Here is a 15729-nt window from a genome sequence, read left to right on the forward strand (position 1 = left end):
TCTGCCTTACGGTACGCTCTCATCTACTTCTACCCAGATTGGTTTGCGGGCTGGTTCGATGAGGAACATCAACAAAGACTTCTGATATGGCAAGAAACAGAACATATTGTGCGTGTAAGAATATCTGCTGCTAATTTACCCAGAGTATAGTATGGAGGTCCTTTCTACAGAATACAAAGGCATATCCGCTGGTGCTCAAGAGCTTGGCACTAAAGTGCCAAGCCAGTTGGCCAATGACACCACACATGCGCTTGAAAAACTGCGAGATGCCCTAGGCGGGGATGTTAGCGGATTTGTGGCCAAACGACTTCACTTTTCTCAAAAAGAACTGTTTCAAGCATTGGCTATGGAGCAGATAGACAGTGTGGCCATGGCTATCTATAATATCGAAATGCGGAGTCAGGCCGTTATCATTGGAGACCAGACTGGCATAGGTAAAGGGCGACAAGCTGCGGCTATGATACGCTATGGTATGTTGTCCGGCTATCTGCCCGTTTTCTTCACTGACCGCTATACGCTTTTTAGCGATATGTATCGTGATTGCAAGGCGTTGGGCATACAAGAGGCACGACCGTTGATAGTGAATAGCGGTGTCTCGGTTGTAGATTTTGACAAAGTGATAGAACCCGAGTCAATGCCTGATGCGCCTGACGAAATTTGGTCTCCTACAATCGGTGAGGATGAGGAGGCTGATGACAGCGGATTGATGACACTCTACCAAAAGCAATATGAGGTTGTATATAAATCGCTGAAGAAACGTGAGATGGAAATCATATACAGCAAAAGAGACATTCCTGAAGGTTGCTACGAGTATTTGATGATGACCTATTCTCAACTAAAGGATGCCAAGAAAGACAAGACACGACTCGATTTCCTCAATGCGCTTTGCGAAAAGCATCGTCTGCTTTTCATCTTTGACGAAGCACACCGCAGCAGTAGTGTCTCGGCTGGCAATGTGTCTGTCATCACCCAATGCATAAACTCTGTGTTGGAAAATAGTGCTGAAGCCCAATGCGTTTTCCTTTCAGCAACATTTGCCAAACGTCCTGAATGCCTGATAACCTTTATGCAGCGCACTGCTTTGAGTGCTTTGGCCACAAAAGCAACGCTTCAACTTGCTTTTGCCAGCGGAGGTGTACCCATGCAGGAATTTGTATCTTCAACCTTGGCTGCAGATGGGCAGATGATACGGCGTGAACATTCAAACGAAGGTATTCCTGACCCTATTTACACCTATCTTGATGACGATTTGGTGGTACACTCCGAGCTGTTTGACAGGGTAATGTATTGGTTTCGCGAGTTGGTAACATTGAGTCAAATGGTTCATCAGACTATTGCGCTTGGAAGGCTCTACCAACTCATAGCTGATTGGGGATGTTATCCTACACGCGGACAGTTGTTTTATGTAAACAAGATCCTATTGATTGCCTTGAAAGCCAAGACTATCGCCGACGCAGCTGTTGGGGAGGTTAGGCAGGGACGTAGCGTGGTTATCGGAATGAGCGATACGTTGGAATGCGTGCTGCAGGATGTGGTGAAGGATGAGAAAGGTAATTGCTTTGGCGATTTTTCGGCTATATTGCTTCGTTTATTGGAGAAGACGGTCATAGACACCCACTCCTATATGTCTCTGTTCAAACTCACTTTTGATATGGACTTACCAGGAGCAGAAGAAGTCGCAAATGCTATTGCTGAGGTGGAAAATTTCTATGAACTACTCAAACATGGCATTAAGGAAGATACCTTTCATCTGCCTCTTTCGCCCATTGATGTCATTAGACGATTGATAACAAGGGAGACCTTTGAGGCTCCAGACGGGCGTTTTATTCATATTCGCTTTGAAGAGTGTACAGGCCGTGTCCACCAGTTGGAATACACATGGCCTGACGGAGAGGACGATTTCTGTGCGGCTACCATCGTGTCACGACGTAAGGTTCACAGTAACCGTATCTTTAACGATTTTCAGAACAACAAACTTGATGTAATCCTTATCAACGCATGTGGTGCTATCGGAGCAAGTGCCCATGCCATAGCCACAGCAGAGGTGCCCGAATCGCAAGTGCGTCAGCGCAAGATGCTCATTGTGCAGACAGACCTGGATGTAAACATAGACCTCCAAAAGCGTGGACGTATCAACCGCACAGGACAGCGCATGGACTTACCTCCCCTTTACGAATATATCATCACCTCCATCCCGTCAGAGAAAAGGCTAAATATGATGCTTCGCGCCAAATTGCGACTACTGAGTGCAAATACTGCGGCCAATCAGGACCAGGATCGCAAGCAAGCCGACTTTATTGACTTGAGCAATAAATATGGCAATCAGGTGGCACGTGAGTTTCTTGAAGCACATACGGAGTTGTCCTTTGTGCTAGGTCTGAAGCCAACATCTTCTCTTACTGCAAGCCGCCTGATGGCACGCCTTGCCATGCTTAGCGTTACTGCACAACAGGATGCCATCGACGAACTCTTTACTGCTTACCAAGCACTTGAAACGGACTTGCGCCGCATCAATCAATGGGATCTCGAACGAGAGCATCGCGATTTTGAGGCTGTTTTTGTTCGTGATGAGTTCTTTACGGCTGCGCTCGATGACTCTCGATTAGGCGGAGGGTCGTACCTCACTACCTACCGCTGCCGCCATCGCACTTTCCCCTATGATTCAAAATCTCTCCAAAAGGCCATAATAGAAGCCCAACAACAATATGGCCTACCATTCAGAGAGAATAGTGTATTGCATAAGGAGGTGGATGCATACTACAGACTGCAACGCAAGAAAGTGCGAGAGCGCATCGCACAACGTCAGGATATCCTAACGCTGAATGTTCGTGAGTCTCTGAAGAAACATATCACGAATGACGAGTTGGTAGATGAACTGATAGCCATAGCACAACAGCCCTATGAGTCATGGTGTGGTATGGCAAAAGAAAAAGTAAAGGGCTTGCATATGCGGAATACAATACTGCGCCGTCTGAAATCCTATTCTAATGAATGGATGGCCAATGCGCAGCGCCTTGACAAGAACCTCAAGAAGATTAGCGAAGAAGGTAAACGTCTGCGCACCATTCTTTCGGCTGCTAAACTGGGCTTTTCATATGATATGAGCGGCTGTGTTGAACTGGAATTTGAATGCGATTATGTCATTGGTGTCTTAAAAGACATTCGCTTTGGCCAAGACATTGAGAAGAAATTCCTTCCGGGCAAGGTGGAATTGGTATTTGCTCTGTCTGCTGGTATGCGTGAAATCACCATCAATCTAGTGCATTCTGAAAAGAACAGCAACTACAGCAAACTGGAAAGTATCATGAAATATGGACAGCCATATCCCTTCGATGCAATGGTTTGGAACGAAGAAATAGCCAAATATAACAACCGGATTATAGAGCGCAAAATCGTCACAGGCAATATACTCGGAGCTTATAGCGACCTAGCCATAGCCAAATTAAAACCTCGTTTCATCACTTTTACACTCGCCCCAGATAAGGCCGGAAAAAAGACTGTAGCTCATGGCCTACTGATGCCTCTCGACGAGGTGCGTCTGCGTGAAGTGTTGAAAAATGTGACACTGCCATTAGCTGATGGATTGCGTTATGCAAACTCAACATCTTCTGTATATTATGTTACTGGTTTGGATGTCACATTCTTGCTTATGCCCATCCGTGAAAAATCAAACGATGGACTGAAATTTCGTATCAGTGTGGATGAAAGAAGTACCAAGGCATTTGAGCAACTCTATGCTCCAATACGCTCTTTATTCATAGCGGAGCCAGTGTCTTCCAAATGGTCAGAACGTGACAAAGCTTCAAACAACCCGAAGCAACGCAAAACTCGTATGAGATACTATACGGACAATCTGCGTTTTGAGAGTGAGCCCATGCAGAGCATCATTGCCTTTTGGGTAAAGAATAAAGCGATGATTGTCGTACCACGCGAACAGATTACCATCGGTGAACTTAAACAATTTGAATCGCAATCGCTTCATGAAGAGAACATGGCTTGGCCTGTTCTCGACTGGCAAAACGAGACAGAACAACCGCTTCCGCCCTCGTATCGTGAGGTTCTTCTACACATCACACCACCCATGCTGAAAGACGATGATGAAGGTCTGGACGTACAATCATACTCGCCATTTGTGACTCTTTGCAAAGCCACATTAAAGTTGGAAGGATGCAGTATGAAGGATATGGCAACAAGATTGCAGTCCAGAAGCCTCTATTTCAACTGGCGTTCTTGCTCTCATCTTGAAGACAATGAACGTTCGTTACGTCGTGCCGTATTGGACGAACTGCGCCATGCCCTGATTGAACCGACCGATAAGATTAGTTTGGCTTGTTACGATAGATTATACAAGGCAAGTTGCAAGGAACGTCTCGATGTTGTTACGAGTATTAGAGAACGCTTCAAAGAAGAATTTCTTTTCATGTCTCCACCACGAGAACAGGTTATGGAGTTCCTTAACAACTGCCCTTGTAGTAACCGTCTTGAGCATATAGTGCAGTCTTTGAGAAGATACCTTGACGGAGAGACTGACGTAATAATGGATTAAACAAATGTATCTTGGCGAAAAAGGCATCGCAAATACAGAAAACGCAGAAGTCCTAAAGGCGGCACTTCACACGGCTAAACAGGAAATGCGTATGGGGACAACCATGTCTTGCATTAAAATGCGGACAGGTTGGGAACTTGGCGTGGAGGGTTTGTGGAAGTTTGAATACCCTGACCCATTCCACCCCAATGCCGTCATCGAAGATCACGTAAAAAGACATTACGGCGAACCAATAAACATAGCTCTATGTATGGCTGATACCTCCTTGCTTTCGGCATATCCCGCCTTTAATCGGCTAAGATTGTTCTCTTCTTACACTTCGAGAGGAGGCACGTTGGGCTACTTTGACCCCATCAATTATGGTATGGTGGTGACAATCGGAACCCCCAATGCACCCTTCGACCAACAGATTGAAGGCGTGTTGCTTCACGAAGTACAACATTTAATACAGGAGGCAGAAGGTTTTGCCAAAGGTGGTAACACATCTCAAGGATATTCCCGCTATCTTCGTCTTGCAGGCGAAGTGGAAGCCCGCAATGTGGTGATACGCCACAGCCTCTCGATAGAGAATCGCCGTGCCAAACTCCGTTCAGATACCCAAGACGTGCCCGACGAAAGACAAATAATCGTGAGATAAAGAAAGATATGCTTTAATATGGCGGCTAATTCCTATTTTGAGGTGCTGGGGGAGAAAGCCACCCAGCACCTCAAAATAGGAATTAGCCGTTTATAGAGTGTGGTTTTGGAGTGGTTTTTCATAACGTTGTGGCTGAATGTTGATAAGTCAGCTAAGTGCTATAGTAGGCTATTACTTTAATTAGGCTCTGAGCCAATAGTGTCCTAAACGTTTTTGGTGGGCGAAGGGTGTAAGATAGTTGTCAAGCGGGTCAATCGCCCCTTGACATTTGCGGTAAAAACGGGGGTACCCCCCCTATGCTATTGAAAAGGGTGGTTTGTGACAGCTTTCACTAGCTGTGCTTTGTTTCAATTACAAACCTACCCTTTTCTCTTTACCCTGCAAAACGTTTAGGACACTATTGATTCGAGAGAGCTTTTTCCTCAGTCGGAGCGTTGATGTGGCTTTGAGCTTGTCTTTAAGCCGTTGAATGATAGTTAGGTTTATCTTGTTTATGATGTTCATATTCTGAGCAGCGTTGCCAGCTCTTTTGGTAGAGTAGTCCTCTCTGAAAAGCATGTCCAGCATATAGTGTAGCTTGTTTTCCACAGCCCAATGCTCACGTATCAACTTGAAGACTTCTGTCCCGTCTGTCAGGCTAGAGATATAGAAGGTGGTCTCGCTGGTGGATTTATCGGTCTTCTTGTCTGTCCGTACTCTCGTCATCATATGGATACTTTTGAGCCCTGCCCATTTGTCTAAAGTCGAGTCTGGGTCTAGAGATAAATGGTTTACGATGCTACTCATCGTGCGTGTTTCTATTTGCCCATGGCCAAAGTCTTTTTGCTCTTGATGCACTATGTGAGCATCGTAGAGGGGACAAAAGAAGCTTTGCACCCCTTCCTTCGTTAGTTTCTGATTGTCTTTAACTTGAAGTATGTAGTCGCCCTCTTTTTCAACTACTGCCTTTGCGATCTCAGTCTGAGTGCCGATAGCGTCAATGGTGATGACGGTGTCTCGTAGATCTAGAGCCTTGAGAATTTCTTTGATGGCATTGATTTCGTTAGACTTAGTAGATATATACCTGAGCCAGTGAGGCTTGTTGCTGGGGATCAAAGGCTGTGACGCAATGTCTGTCGGCATCAAAGTCTAGCTTCTTAACTCCTCTCATCGTCTTACCATCTAGACAGATGTGCTTGCCCGTTGTTATCTCAAAGCTTTCCTCTAGAAAGGCTTTGTAAACTTGCTCTACTTGCTTGGGATCAAGAAGACTGATGGCACGATTGAGCGTGTCGTGAGAGGGGACTCCCCAGGAGCTTGATTCTCCTGATATACGCTCATATAGAGCCACTAGATCATCTTTGTACTCCTCTGCGTAGTCTTCTATTTCGTACCAAGAGGAGCAGCCAGAGAGAGTAGCTGTGAATACCGTCGTAAGGATGTATCCTAGGGGGAACTTTTTGCATCGATTTATGCGTGGATCTTCGACCATTAGAAGCTGATTGAATATGCTCATAGATATTACTCATTGTGTTGTTTATCAGCTATAAAGGTGCGAAAAATTTACAACATGGACAAGATTTTTGAGGAGAAAAAATGAAGAGTTTTTGCGACTATATTGAGTTCACTTTTTAGGCCCTTCGTTCTCCCCTCTTAAGATCACAATCAGCTTGTCATTTATAATGCGTCAGCCCTGGATTAGGAGTTCGGTTTGACCGCTATCTCAAAAGTTGTTTGTATATTTGCCACTACTACTAGTGACCATACGCTTATGAAGCAACTACTACATACTATATATACTCTTGTCGTCTGCGCTCTACTACTGCCTTGCGGGGCATTCGCTAGTGATCGGTGCGTAGCCGCCGAGCAGCTATCCGACCACGCTCTCACCATGCAGGTAGCGCAAGCCTTCAGCAACGAGCAGTCTGCGCCAAAGGTAGAGGTGCGAGACGGATCTATCATACCGCTCTGCGAGTATGAGCAGATGCAGGTCTTTAACGTCATGGGACAGGAGGTACGCAACGAGCATTTGCCGTCAGGCGTCTACCTCGTGCGTCTTGTCGTGCAGGGAGAAACCTACACGCTCAAAGTAGTCATACGCTAATCCTACTGCTACAGCTATTCATGTAGTCCATTTGTCGAGAGCTATCCGCGTCGTGCTGTGCTATCGTTAGCTAGACTCACGTGGAGGGTAGCTCTCTTGTAATATATCCTATCCTATGCTTGATCAAATCCAGCAACTTCAATCGGCACTCTCCAACCTTGCAGCCTCTACACCCGAAGAGGCAGAGCAACTACGCATAGCTTATCTAGGTAAGAAAGGACGCATCACCCAGCTCTTTGAGTCGTTTCGTCAGCTTCCCCCCGAGGAGAAGCGACAGCTAGGAGCAGCACTCAATGAGCTCAAGCAAGAAGCCACTGTACGCATCAAGGAGATCCTAGCCTCTGTCGCTACGCAGTCGGTGCAGCAGACGATCGATCTGACCCGTCCCGCCGTACCTTATCCACAAGGCTCGCGTCACCCGCTCACACTCATACAGGAGGAGATCTGTAATATCTTCGAGCGGATGGGCTTTAGCATAGCTGAGGGACCTGAGGTGGAGGATGACTGGCACGTCTTTGAGGCGCTCAACTTCCCGCCAGACCATCCCGCTCGAGACATGCAGGATACCTTCTTTGTGGATCACAAGAGCAATATACTCCTCCGCACCCACACCTCCTCGGTGCAGACGCGTGTCATGAAGAGCCAAGAGCCTCCCATACGAGTCCTCTGCCCTGGACGAGTCTATCGCAACGAGGCTATATCTGCTCGTGCTCACTGCTTCTTCCACCAAATAGAGGGACTATACATCGACCGCAACGTGAGCTACGCCGATCTGAGAGAGGCATTGCTCTTCTTCGCTCAGTCGCTTTTTGGTGCCGATACGCAGATACGCTTGCGCCCGTCCTACTTCCCCTTTACCGAGCCGAGTGCTGAGATGGATATCTCGTGCGGGCTGTGCCATGGCGAGGGTTGTGGCTTCTGCAAGCATACCGGTTGGGTCGAGATCTTGGGCTGTGGTATGGTCGATCCCAATGTGCTAGAGAACTGTGGCATCGATAGCTCCGTCTATAGTGGCTACGCCTTCGGACTAGGCGTGGAGCGCATTGCCAACCTCAAGTACAATGTCAAGGATCTGCGATACTTCTCGGAAAACAACCTAGACTTCCTCTCGCAGTTTACCGCACACACCACACCACTCTAAGGGCTTCTCTGCAAAATGACGCTCGACGAACGCTATCGCTTGGCGCTGGAAGGGCTTGCTCAGCTCTATCCCAATGCCGATACGGAGCTGATCTACCACGACCCCTTTAGTCTACTTGTAGCGGTCGTCCTTTCGGCACAGTGCACCGACAAGCGGGTCAATATGGTGACGCCACAACTTATGGCGCACTACCCGACGCCCGAAGCGATGGCGCGTGCCTCGGTCGATGATCTGCTAGCCTTCATGGGGAGTGTCAGCTATCCAAACAATAAGGCGAAGCATCTCATCGGACTCTCCGAGCGGATCACGCAGAAGCATCACGGCATAGTCCCCTCAACGCGTGAAGAGCTAGAAGCGCTCCCAGGCGTAGGACGCAAGAGTGCCAGCGTCATGCTAGCTGTCTGCTTTGAGACGCCAGCTATGCCGGTCGATACACACGTTTATCGTGTGGCTAAGCGCATCGGTCTTGCCTCCTCACGCGCCACCACGCCTCTAGCGGTCGAGCAAGCGCTCGTCAAGCGTATCCCTCAGGCGCAGCTCATACGTGCGCATCATCAGCTCATCTTGCTAGGACGTTATATCTGCAAGGCGCGCAAGCCACTCTGCGCAGAGTGTACGCTCCACGCTTGCTGTCGCCACTACGCCGTAGCTGCCAAAAAGCAATCGGTCGGCTAACAATAAACCGTCAAACGGGTTAGCTTGCTAACCTAACCGAGTCCAAAGCCTATCTCGTCTAGACCTAACCAAGTCTAGACTTCTTTTTTCTGTTTCCCTCTATAGATCCCTCTGTACAGCCAGTAGCACTGACGCGTGTTGCTGGCTGTATGTCTGTTTAGAGTGTTGCCTCTTTGAGGCGCTCGGTATTCTCTGCGACGATGAGGGCGTCGATGATCGGCTGTAGGTCACCGCCGAGTACGCCTGGCAAGTTGTGCACCGTCAGACCGATGCGGTGATCGGTGACACGACCCTGCGGAAAGTTGTAGGTGCGGATCTTGGCCGAACGGTCGCCCGTCGAGACCATCGTCTTACGACGTGAAGCTATCTCATCGATATACTTCTGATGCTCCTTATCGTAGATGAAAGTGCGAAGCCGAGACAGCGCACGCTCCTTATTCTTCGGCTGGTCACGCGTCTCGGTACACTCGATCGTTATGTCCTCTACGACACCTGTGTTGGGGTTGCGCCACGGATAGTGCAGGCGCACGCCCGACTCCACCTTGTTGACATTCTGTCCACCAGCACCGCTAGAGCGAAATGTGTCCCACTTGATCTCTCCCTCGTTGATGTTTACCTCAAACTTGTCAGCCTCAGGCAGTACCGCCACGGTCGCTGCCGAGGTGTGGATACGTCCCTGCGTCTCCGTCTGCGGGACACGCTGCACACGATGCACGCCACTCTCATACTTGAGCGTACCGTAGACACCCGTACCTGTGACATTGAGGACAATTTCTTTATAGCCTCCTGTACCTCCTTCTGTGTAGCTGCTGACGGTGACATTCCATCCCTTGGTCTCGCAGTAGCGCGAGTACATACGGAAGAGGTCACCCGCAAAGAGCGCCGCCTCGTCACCGCCCGTGCCAGCGCGTAGCTCCAGGATAGCGTTCTTGTCATCTTCAGGGTCATTCGGTAGGAGGAGCAGCTTGATCTCCTCCTCCATTTTGGGAATCTCTTCCTTAGCCTCAGCGAGCAGTTCGCGCGCCATCGCTTTTAGCTCCTCATCGCTATCGGTATCTTGGAGCGTACTCTCAGCCTCCTCCTGCTGTGTCAGGAGCTGCTTGTACTGCCCGCCAGCCTTGAGGATCTCCCCCAGGTGGGTGTACTCTTTGCTCAGGGTGGCAAAGCGTCTGCCATCGGCGATGACATTAGGGTCTGTGATCAAAGTCTCTAGCTCCTCGTGGCGTGCCACCAGAGCCTCTATGCGGTTGAGTAGATTGTTCATATAGGTCTGCTAAGTGATGTAAGGTCAAGGGCTATCGCTCCACCGTGCCAAACGGCGTAACGAGTGTCAGGCGGTTCTGGTCGGCCGCCTCGACACGACCGATGATCTGCGCATCGATGTTGAAGTGTCGAGCCACTGCAATAGCCTCTTCTGCCTGCTCGGCGGGCATGTAAGCCTCTAGGCGATGCCCCATGTTGAAGACTTGATACAGCTCCGCAGCGTCGGCTCCACTTTCCTCGGCAATCATCTGGAAGAGCGGAGGGACAGGGAGCAGATGGTCCTTGATAATATGTTTGTTGGTGACGAAGTTCATCACCTTGGTCTGTGCGCCCCCTGTACAGTGGATCAGTCCATGTATGGCGGGTCTCATCTCTTTGAGCAACTTCGCTACAAGCGGGGCGTAGGTACGTGTGGGGGAGAGGATCAGTTCGCCGACTGTCAGTCCCGTCCCTGGTACCTCAGCAAGTAGCTCACGGCTACCACTGTAAACCAAGTCATCAGGTACAGCGGGGTCGTAGCTCTCGGGGAATTTCTCAGCGAGTGTGTGAGAGAGGATGTCGTGTCGTGCAGAGGTAAGCCCGTTGCTCCCCATACCGCCATTGTAACGCTCCTCGTAGGTTGCCTGTCCATAGGAGGCGAAGCCAACGATCACGTCTCCGTCAGCGATGTGCGCATTGTCGATGATGTCGCTCCGACGCATACGGCAGGTCACGGTGCTGTCTACGATGATCGTACGGACTAGGTCGCCCACGTCCGCTGTCTCGCCACCAGTAAGGTAGATCTCCACCCCGAGATCGCGCATCTGCGATAAGATCTCTTCGGTCCCGTTGATGACCGCTCCGATCACTTCTCCAGGGATGAGCTGCTTGTTACGTCCGATGGTCGAGGAGAGGAGCATTCCTGAGGTAGCTCCCACGCAGAGGAGGTCGTCGAGGTTCATCACGATCGCATCCTGAGCAATGCCTCGCCACACGGAGAGGTCGCCCGTCTCTCGCCAGTAGATATAGGCTAGCGAAGACTTCGTGCCCGCTCCATCGGCATGCATGATATTGCAATAGTCGGGATCCCCGCCCAGTATGTCAGGGAGTATCTTGCAAAAGGCTTGCGGGTAGAGCCCCTTGTCTATGTGAGCAATAGCCTTGTGTACATCTTCTTTTGCGGCAGAAACGCCACGGCGCATATATCGGTTCATAGAGACCTTAGAGGTTAGAAGTTAGACCTTAGAGTTTAGGAGTTAGAGTTTAGCGGAGTCGGAGTACGTCGCCCTCCTCGGGGACGTAGTCGTAGTCTAGATGGTTCATACGATAGAGACGAGCCAGGCGTATGCCGTAGCGCTGGGATATGTCGTGCATCGACTCACCCACCCGCACCACATGGTCAGGGTAGTCTGGCGTGGCGCGCTTGTTCTTGCGCTCTAGGTAGATCACATCTCCAGCCTGAATGGGGAAGTCTACCGGCATATCGTTGTAGTTTGCTAAGCGCTTGAGACTTATGCCCATCTCGCGAGCGATCGACTCGAGCGAGTCTCCCTCGTTGGCGAGTACATATAGGAGTCCATAGCTGAAGTATCCCTCATGCGTGAGCCGCATCTCGGGGTCATCGTCAGAGGGTGTGTAAGATGGTGCCGGGCGTCCCGACATCCAGCGCGGATAGCGTCCACGATCCAGCTCGTAGAGCTCGTACTGCTCGATCACCTTGATGAGCATGTTGGCGTAGCCCTTGTTCGTTGCATAGCCACACTGCTGTAGTCCCTTAGCCCAAGCCTGATAGTCCGTGATGTGGTAGGTGTATAGTACTTGGTATCGTGGCTGCTTGAGGAAGTTGGAGTGATCCTCATAGGAGTCTCCCACGGAGCGGTACTTGCGAAAGCACTCCCCCTTGAGGTCATCATCGGCATAGATACGCTGTCCCTGCCAAGCACGGTGACACTTGATGCCAAAGTGATTATTACCTTCACGCGCCAGCCTACTAGATCCAGCAGCCGTCTCGATCAGCCCTTGTGCCATGGTGATACTGGCGGGGATCTTGTGACGCTTCATCTGGCGTATGCACTCATCGGCATAGGTACGTATGTAGGTCTGGTAGCGCGGATCCATAGGCGCCTGCCCCCATGCAGTCGTGCAGAGCAAAAGCAGACAGACTATCGAGAGCAGAGAGCGTGACAAATCGGTAAGGAGCTTCATAGGGCTTAATTCTAGAGGTGTGTAGCTAAGCATCAGGGACTCCCCGCTTTGGGGAGTTGGTAGGGCAGTAAGAGCCACTTGAGTTACAAAGGTACTAAATAGATTGGTAGTCACTGATTCGTTTGATAAGATTTGTGGCAAATCGATTGGACCGGGGCGACTACTTCTCTAGTCGTTTGCGGTCCGGGATACCTTTTCGTGAGAAGGAGCTAATCCCCACGTAGGCATTATCAAATCTCCACGGGAGAAACAAAAAATCTCCACGTAGGGAAGAAATGAAACTTCGGAAGAATCAAATGATATGTCCGAAGAATTTATCCTCTCCTACGTGGAGAATTTTTGTTTTCCAGTGCGATATTTGGAAATATCCACGTGGAGATCGGAGTAATCGGTGGCGACGATGAGGTGTCACGCCTCAAAAATGTGTACCTTTGTGCAGATTAGCCCATCTCTATGTGCAGCCCGCCTATGGGTAGGGCTGGCGATGAGGCTGCGATGGGCTCGTTCCCTTATCAGATCAAGACAGAAGATAGTATAGAAAGATGATTATAGTCAACGACCTCACGATACAGTTTGGCAAGCGCGTACTCTTTGCCGATGTCAATCTTAAGTTTACCCCAGGCAACTGCTACGGCATCATCGGTGCCAACGGCGCCGGCAAGTCGACCATGCTTCGTATGATCAGCGGTGATCTAGATCCGACACGTGGTACCGTCACCTTCGGGCCCGATGAGCGACTCTCGGTGCTGAGTCAGGATCACTTCGCCTTTGATGAGTACACGGTCATCGATACCGTCCTGATGGGACATGATAAGCTCTGGCAGATCATGAAGGAGAAGGACGCCATCTACGCTAAGGAAGACTTTTCCGACGAAGATGGTGTCAAAGCTGCTGAGCTGGAGGAGCAGTTTGCCAATCTCGATGGGTGGAACGCTGAGAGCGAGGCGGCAGCCCTCTTGAGCGGTCTCGGCATCAAGGAAGATCTGCACTACCGTCTGATGGGCGACATTAGCGGTAAGCAGAAGGTGCGTGTGCTACTAGCACGCTGTCTCTTTGGCAAGCCAGACAACCTACTCCTCGATGAGCCGACGAACGACCTAGACCTAGAGACCGTCTCTTGGCTCGAGGACTACCTCGCCGAGACGGAGAGCACCGTCCTCGTGGTGAGCCACGACCGTCACTTCCTCGATGCCGTATCGACCCACACGGTGGATATAGACTTTGGCAAGGTGAGACTCTTCGCCGGTAACTACAGCTACTGGTACGAGTCTAGCCAGTTGGCACTCAGACAGCAACAGCAGCAGAATAAGAAGCTCGAGGAGAAGAAGAAAGAGCTCGAGGAGTTTATCCGTCGCTTTAGTGCCAACGTAGCAAAGAGCAAGCAGACGACCAGCCGCAAGAAGATGCTGGAGCGTCTTGATATCAACGAGATCGAGCCATCGTCACGCCGCTACCCAGGCATCCTCTTCCAGCCTGAGCGTGAACCGGGCAATAAGGTGCTAGAGGTCAACGATCTATCGGCTGTGACGGACGAGGGGGAGGTACTCTTCAAGGGACTGACCTTCAATGTGGAGCGAGACGACAAGATCGTCTTCATCAGCCACGACCCACGTGCTATGACCGCACTCTTTGAGATCATCAATGGCAACCGCAAGGCGCAGCAAGGTAGCTACGAGTGGGGACAGACGATCACAACCGCCTACCTGCCACTGGACAACAGTGCTTACTTCGACACCGATATGACGATCCTCGACTGGCTCGGACAGTTTGCCAAGGATACGAACGATGTCTACCTCAAGGGCTTCCTAGGGCGTATGCTCTTCAGCGGTGAGGAGGTGAATAAGCGCGCCTCGGTCCTCTCGGGAGGTGAGAAGATGCGCTGTATGATCAGCCGTATGATGCTCCCCCCAGGGGCTAATGTGCTAATCCTTGATACACCGACGAACCACCTGGATCTGGAGTCGATACAAGCGTTCAATAATACGCTCATCTCCTTCAAGGGGAATGTGCTCTTCTCGAGCCACGACCACGAGTTCATCCGCACGGTGGCAAATCGAGTCATCGAGCTCACGCCAAACGGGATCATCGACCGCATCATCAACTACGACGATTACATCACCGACCCGAAGGTCGCTGAGCTCCGCGAGAAGTACTACAACGCATAAAGAGACCACACGCCTATGGCTCGTATCCTCGCTATCGACTACGGCACGAAGCGCACGGGGCTGGCGGTGACCGATCCGCTACAGATCACTCCAGGGGCGCTCGACACGGTGCCTACGCATCAGCTCCTCAACTATCTGGCGGACTACCTGGGACGTGAGAAGGTGGAGACGATCGTCCTCGGCAAGCCGACACAGATGGACGCAACGCCCTCGGCGACGTGGCAGGCAATACAAGCTTTGGCTAAGAAGCTGCAACATCTCTATCCTCAGATACGTCTAGAGTATGTGGACGAGCGCTTTACCTCTGTCTTGGCGCAGCAGACGATCCGCGAGGCGGGTATCGGCAAGCAGCGCAGACAGCGGGACAAAGGGCTGGTGGATCGAGTCAGTGCGACCATTATCTTACAGAGCTATCTGGAGAGCTTGAGTATGCTTCACTAAAAACAGAAAATTAACCGTTCACTCTTATGGCTAAGACCTTACCTATATACCTTTACGGACACCCTGTGCTTCGCAATATGAGCGAGGATATAACGCCTGACTACCCGAACCTCTCAGAGCTGATCGCTGACATGTGGCAGACGATGTATGAGAGCGATGGCGTCGGACTGGCGGCTCCCCAGATCGGGCGCAACATACGTCTGCAGGTGATCGACGCAACGCCTCTTGCTGAGGAGTACCCTGAGTGTGCCCAGCTCAAGCTGGTTATGATCAATGCGCATATGCAGTCTCTGAGCGAGGAGACCTGTTCGGAGCCTGAGGGTTGTCTGAGCTTGCCGGGCATTAACGAGCGGGTCGTACGACCGGAGTCGATCGTGGTGGACTATATGAATGAGCAGTTTGAGCCACAGCATCTAGAACTCTCGGGCTTTGCTGCTCGGGTGGTGCAGCATGAGTATGATCATCTAGATGGCAAGCTCTTTGTAGATCATATCTCAGCGATGCGCAAGCGTATGATCAAGAAGAAGCTACAGCATATAGCTGAAGGGCGGGTACGTGTCGACTACCCTGTGATGCGCAATCCGATACATTAGC

The 15729-nt window shown here is 50.5% G+C and carries 11 protein-coding genes and 1 pseudogene; 8 read left to right on the plus strand and 4 right to left on the minus strand.

Annotated elements, in window-relative coordinates; genetic code table 11:
- The first annotated feature begins 151 nt into the window (after nucleotides 1-151).
- Both PORAS_RS03535 and PORAS_RS03540 read left to right on the plus strand, forming a co-directional pair.
- A complete protein-coding gene (locus PORAS_RS03535; protein ID WP_013760199.1) occupies nucleotides 152-4546 on the plus strand; it encodes a strawberry notch-like NTP hydrolase domain-containing protein in 4395 nt (1464 codons plus the stop codon).
- Between the two features lie 4 nt (nucleotides 4547-4550).
- Nucleotides 4551-5183, plus strand: a complete 633-nt coding sequence (locus PORAS_RS03540; protein ID WP_013760200.1) for an LPD23 domain-containing protein — start codon at nucleotides 4551-4553, stop codon at nucleotides 5181-5183.
- Nucleotides 5184-5534: 351 nt separating this feature from the next.
- Here PORAS_RS03540 and PORAS_RS03545 read toward each other — a convergent pair.
- A pseudogene (locus PORAS_RS03545) lies at nucleotides 5535-6684 on the minus strand (ISAs1 family transposase).
- Nucleotides 6685-6933: 249 nt separating this feature from the next.
- Here PORAS_RS03545 and PORAS_RS03550 point away from each other — a divergent pair.
- From PORAS_RS03550 to nth, 3 genes are all read left to right on the plus strand, one after another.
- Complete coding sequence (locus PORAS_RS03550; RefSeq protein WP_013760201.1) at nucleotides 6934-7266, plus strand: T9SS type A sorting domain-containing protein; 333 nt, start codon at nucleotides 6934-6936, stop codon at nucleotides 7264-7266.
- A gap of 115 nt (nucleotides 7267-7381) precedes the next feature.
- Complete coding sequence (gene pheS, locus PORAS_RS03555) at nucleotides 7382-8407, plus strand: phenylalanine--tRNA ligase subunit alpha (RefSeq protein ID WP_004330886.1); 1026 nt, start codon at nucleotides 7382-7384, stop codon at nucleotides 8405-8407.
- A 15-nt stretch (nucleotides 8408-8422) separates the two neighbouring features.
- A complete protein-coding gene (nth, locus tag PORAS_RS03560; RefSeq protein WP_013760202.1) occupies nucleotides 8423-9082 on the plus strand; it encodes an endonuclease III in 660 nt (219 codons plus the stop codon).
- Between the two features lie 157 nt (nucleotides 9083-9239).
- Here the strand turns inward: nth and prfA are convergent, their stop codons facing one another.
- The 3 genes from prfA to PORAS_RS03575 are packed head-to-tail and all read right to left on the minus strand — an operon-like array spanning nucleotide 9240 to nucleotide 12529.
- The gene (gene prfA / locus PORAS_RS03565; RefSeq protein WP_013760203.1) at nucleotides 9240-10346 is read right to left on the minus strand and encodes a peptide chain release factor 1; all 1107 of its coding nucleotides are present in this window, start codon (nucleotides 10344-10346) and stop codon (nucleotides 9240-9242) included.
- A gap of 31 nt (nucleotides 10347-10377) precedes the next feature.
- Entirely contained in the window at nucleotides 10378-11538 is a 1161-nt protein-coding gene (locus tag PORAS_RS03570; protein ID WP_013760204.1) for an AIR synthase related protein, read from the minus strand.
- 49 nt (nucleotides 11539-11587) lie between these two features.
- Nucleotides 11588-12529: a glucosaminidase domain-containing protein gene (locus PORAS_RS03575; protein WP_044211280.1), complete on the minus strand. Its 942-nt coding sequence runs from the start codon at nucleotides 12527-12529 to the stop codon at nucleotides 11588-11590.
- A 542-nt stretch (nucleotides 12530-13071) separates the two neighbouring features.
- Here PORAS_RS03575 and PORAS_RS03580 point away from each other — a divergent pair.
- From PORAS_RS03580 to def, 3 genes are read left to right on the plus strand one after another with little or no spacing between them, the layout of a single operon-like run.
- Entirely contained in the window at nucleotides 13072-14694 is a 1623-nt protein-coding gene (locus PORAS_RS03580; RefSeq protein WP_013760206.1) for an ABC-F family ATP-binding cassette domain-containing protein, read from the plus strand.
- 15 nt (nucleotides 14695-14709) lie between these two features.
- On the plus strand, nucleotides 14710-15135 hold the full coding sequence (gene ruvX, locus PORAS_RS03585) for a Holliday junction resolvase RuvX (RefSeq protein WP_013760207.1): 426 nt from the start codon (nucleotides 14710-14712) through the stop codon (nucleotides 15133-15135).
- Between the two features lie 26 nt (nucleotides 15136-15161).
- Nucleotides 15162-15728 carry a peptide deformylase gene (def, locus tag PORAS_RS03590; RefSeq protein WP_013760208.1) on the plus strand — a complete coding sequence of 189 codons (567 nt, stop codon included), beginning with the start codon at nucleotides 15162-15164 and terminating at the stop codon, nucleotides 15726-15728.
- Nucleotide 15729 lies beyond the last annotated feature (1 nt).

It is taken from the genome of Porphyromonas asaccharolytica DSM 20707, assembly GCF_000212375.1.
In the GTDB taxonomy this organism is placed as follows: Bacteria; Bacteroidota; Bacteroidia; order Bacteroidales; family Porphyromonadaceae; genus Porphyromonas; species Porphyromonas asaccharolytica.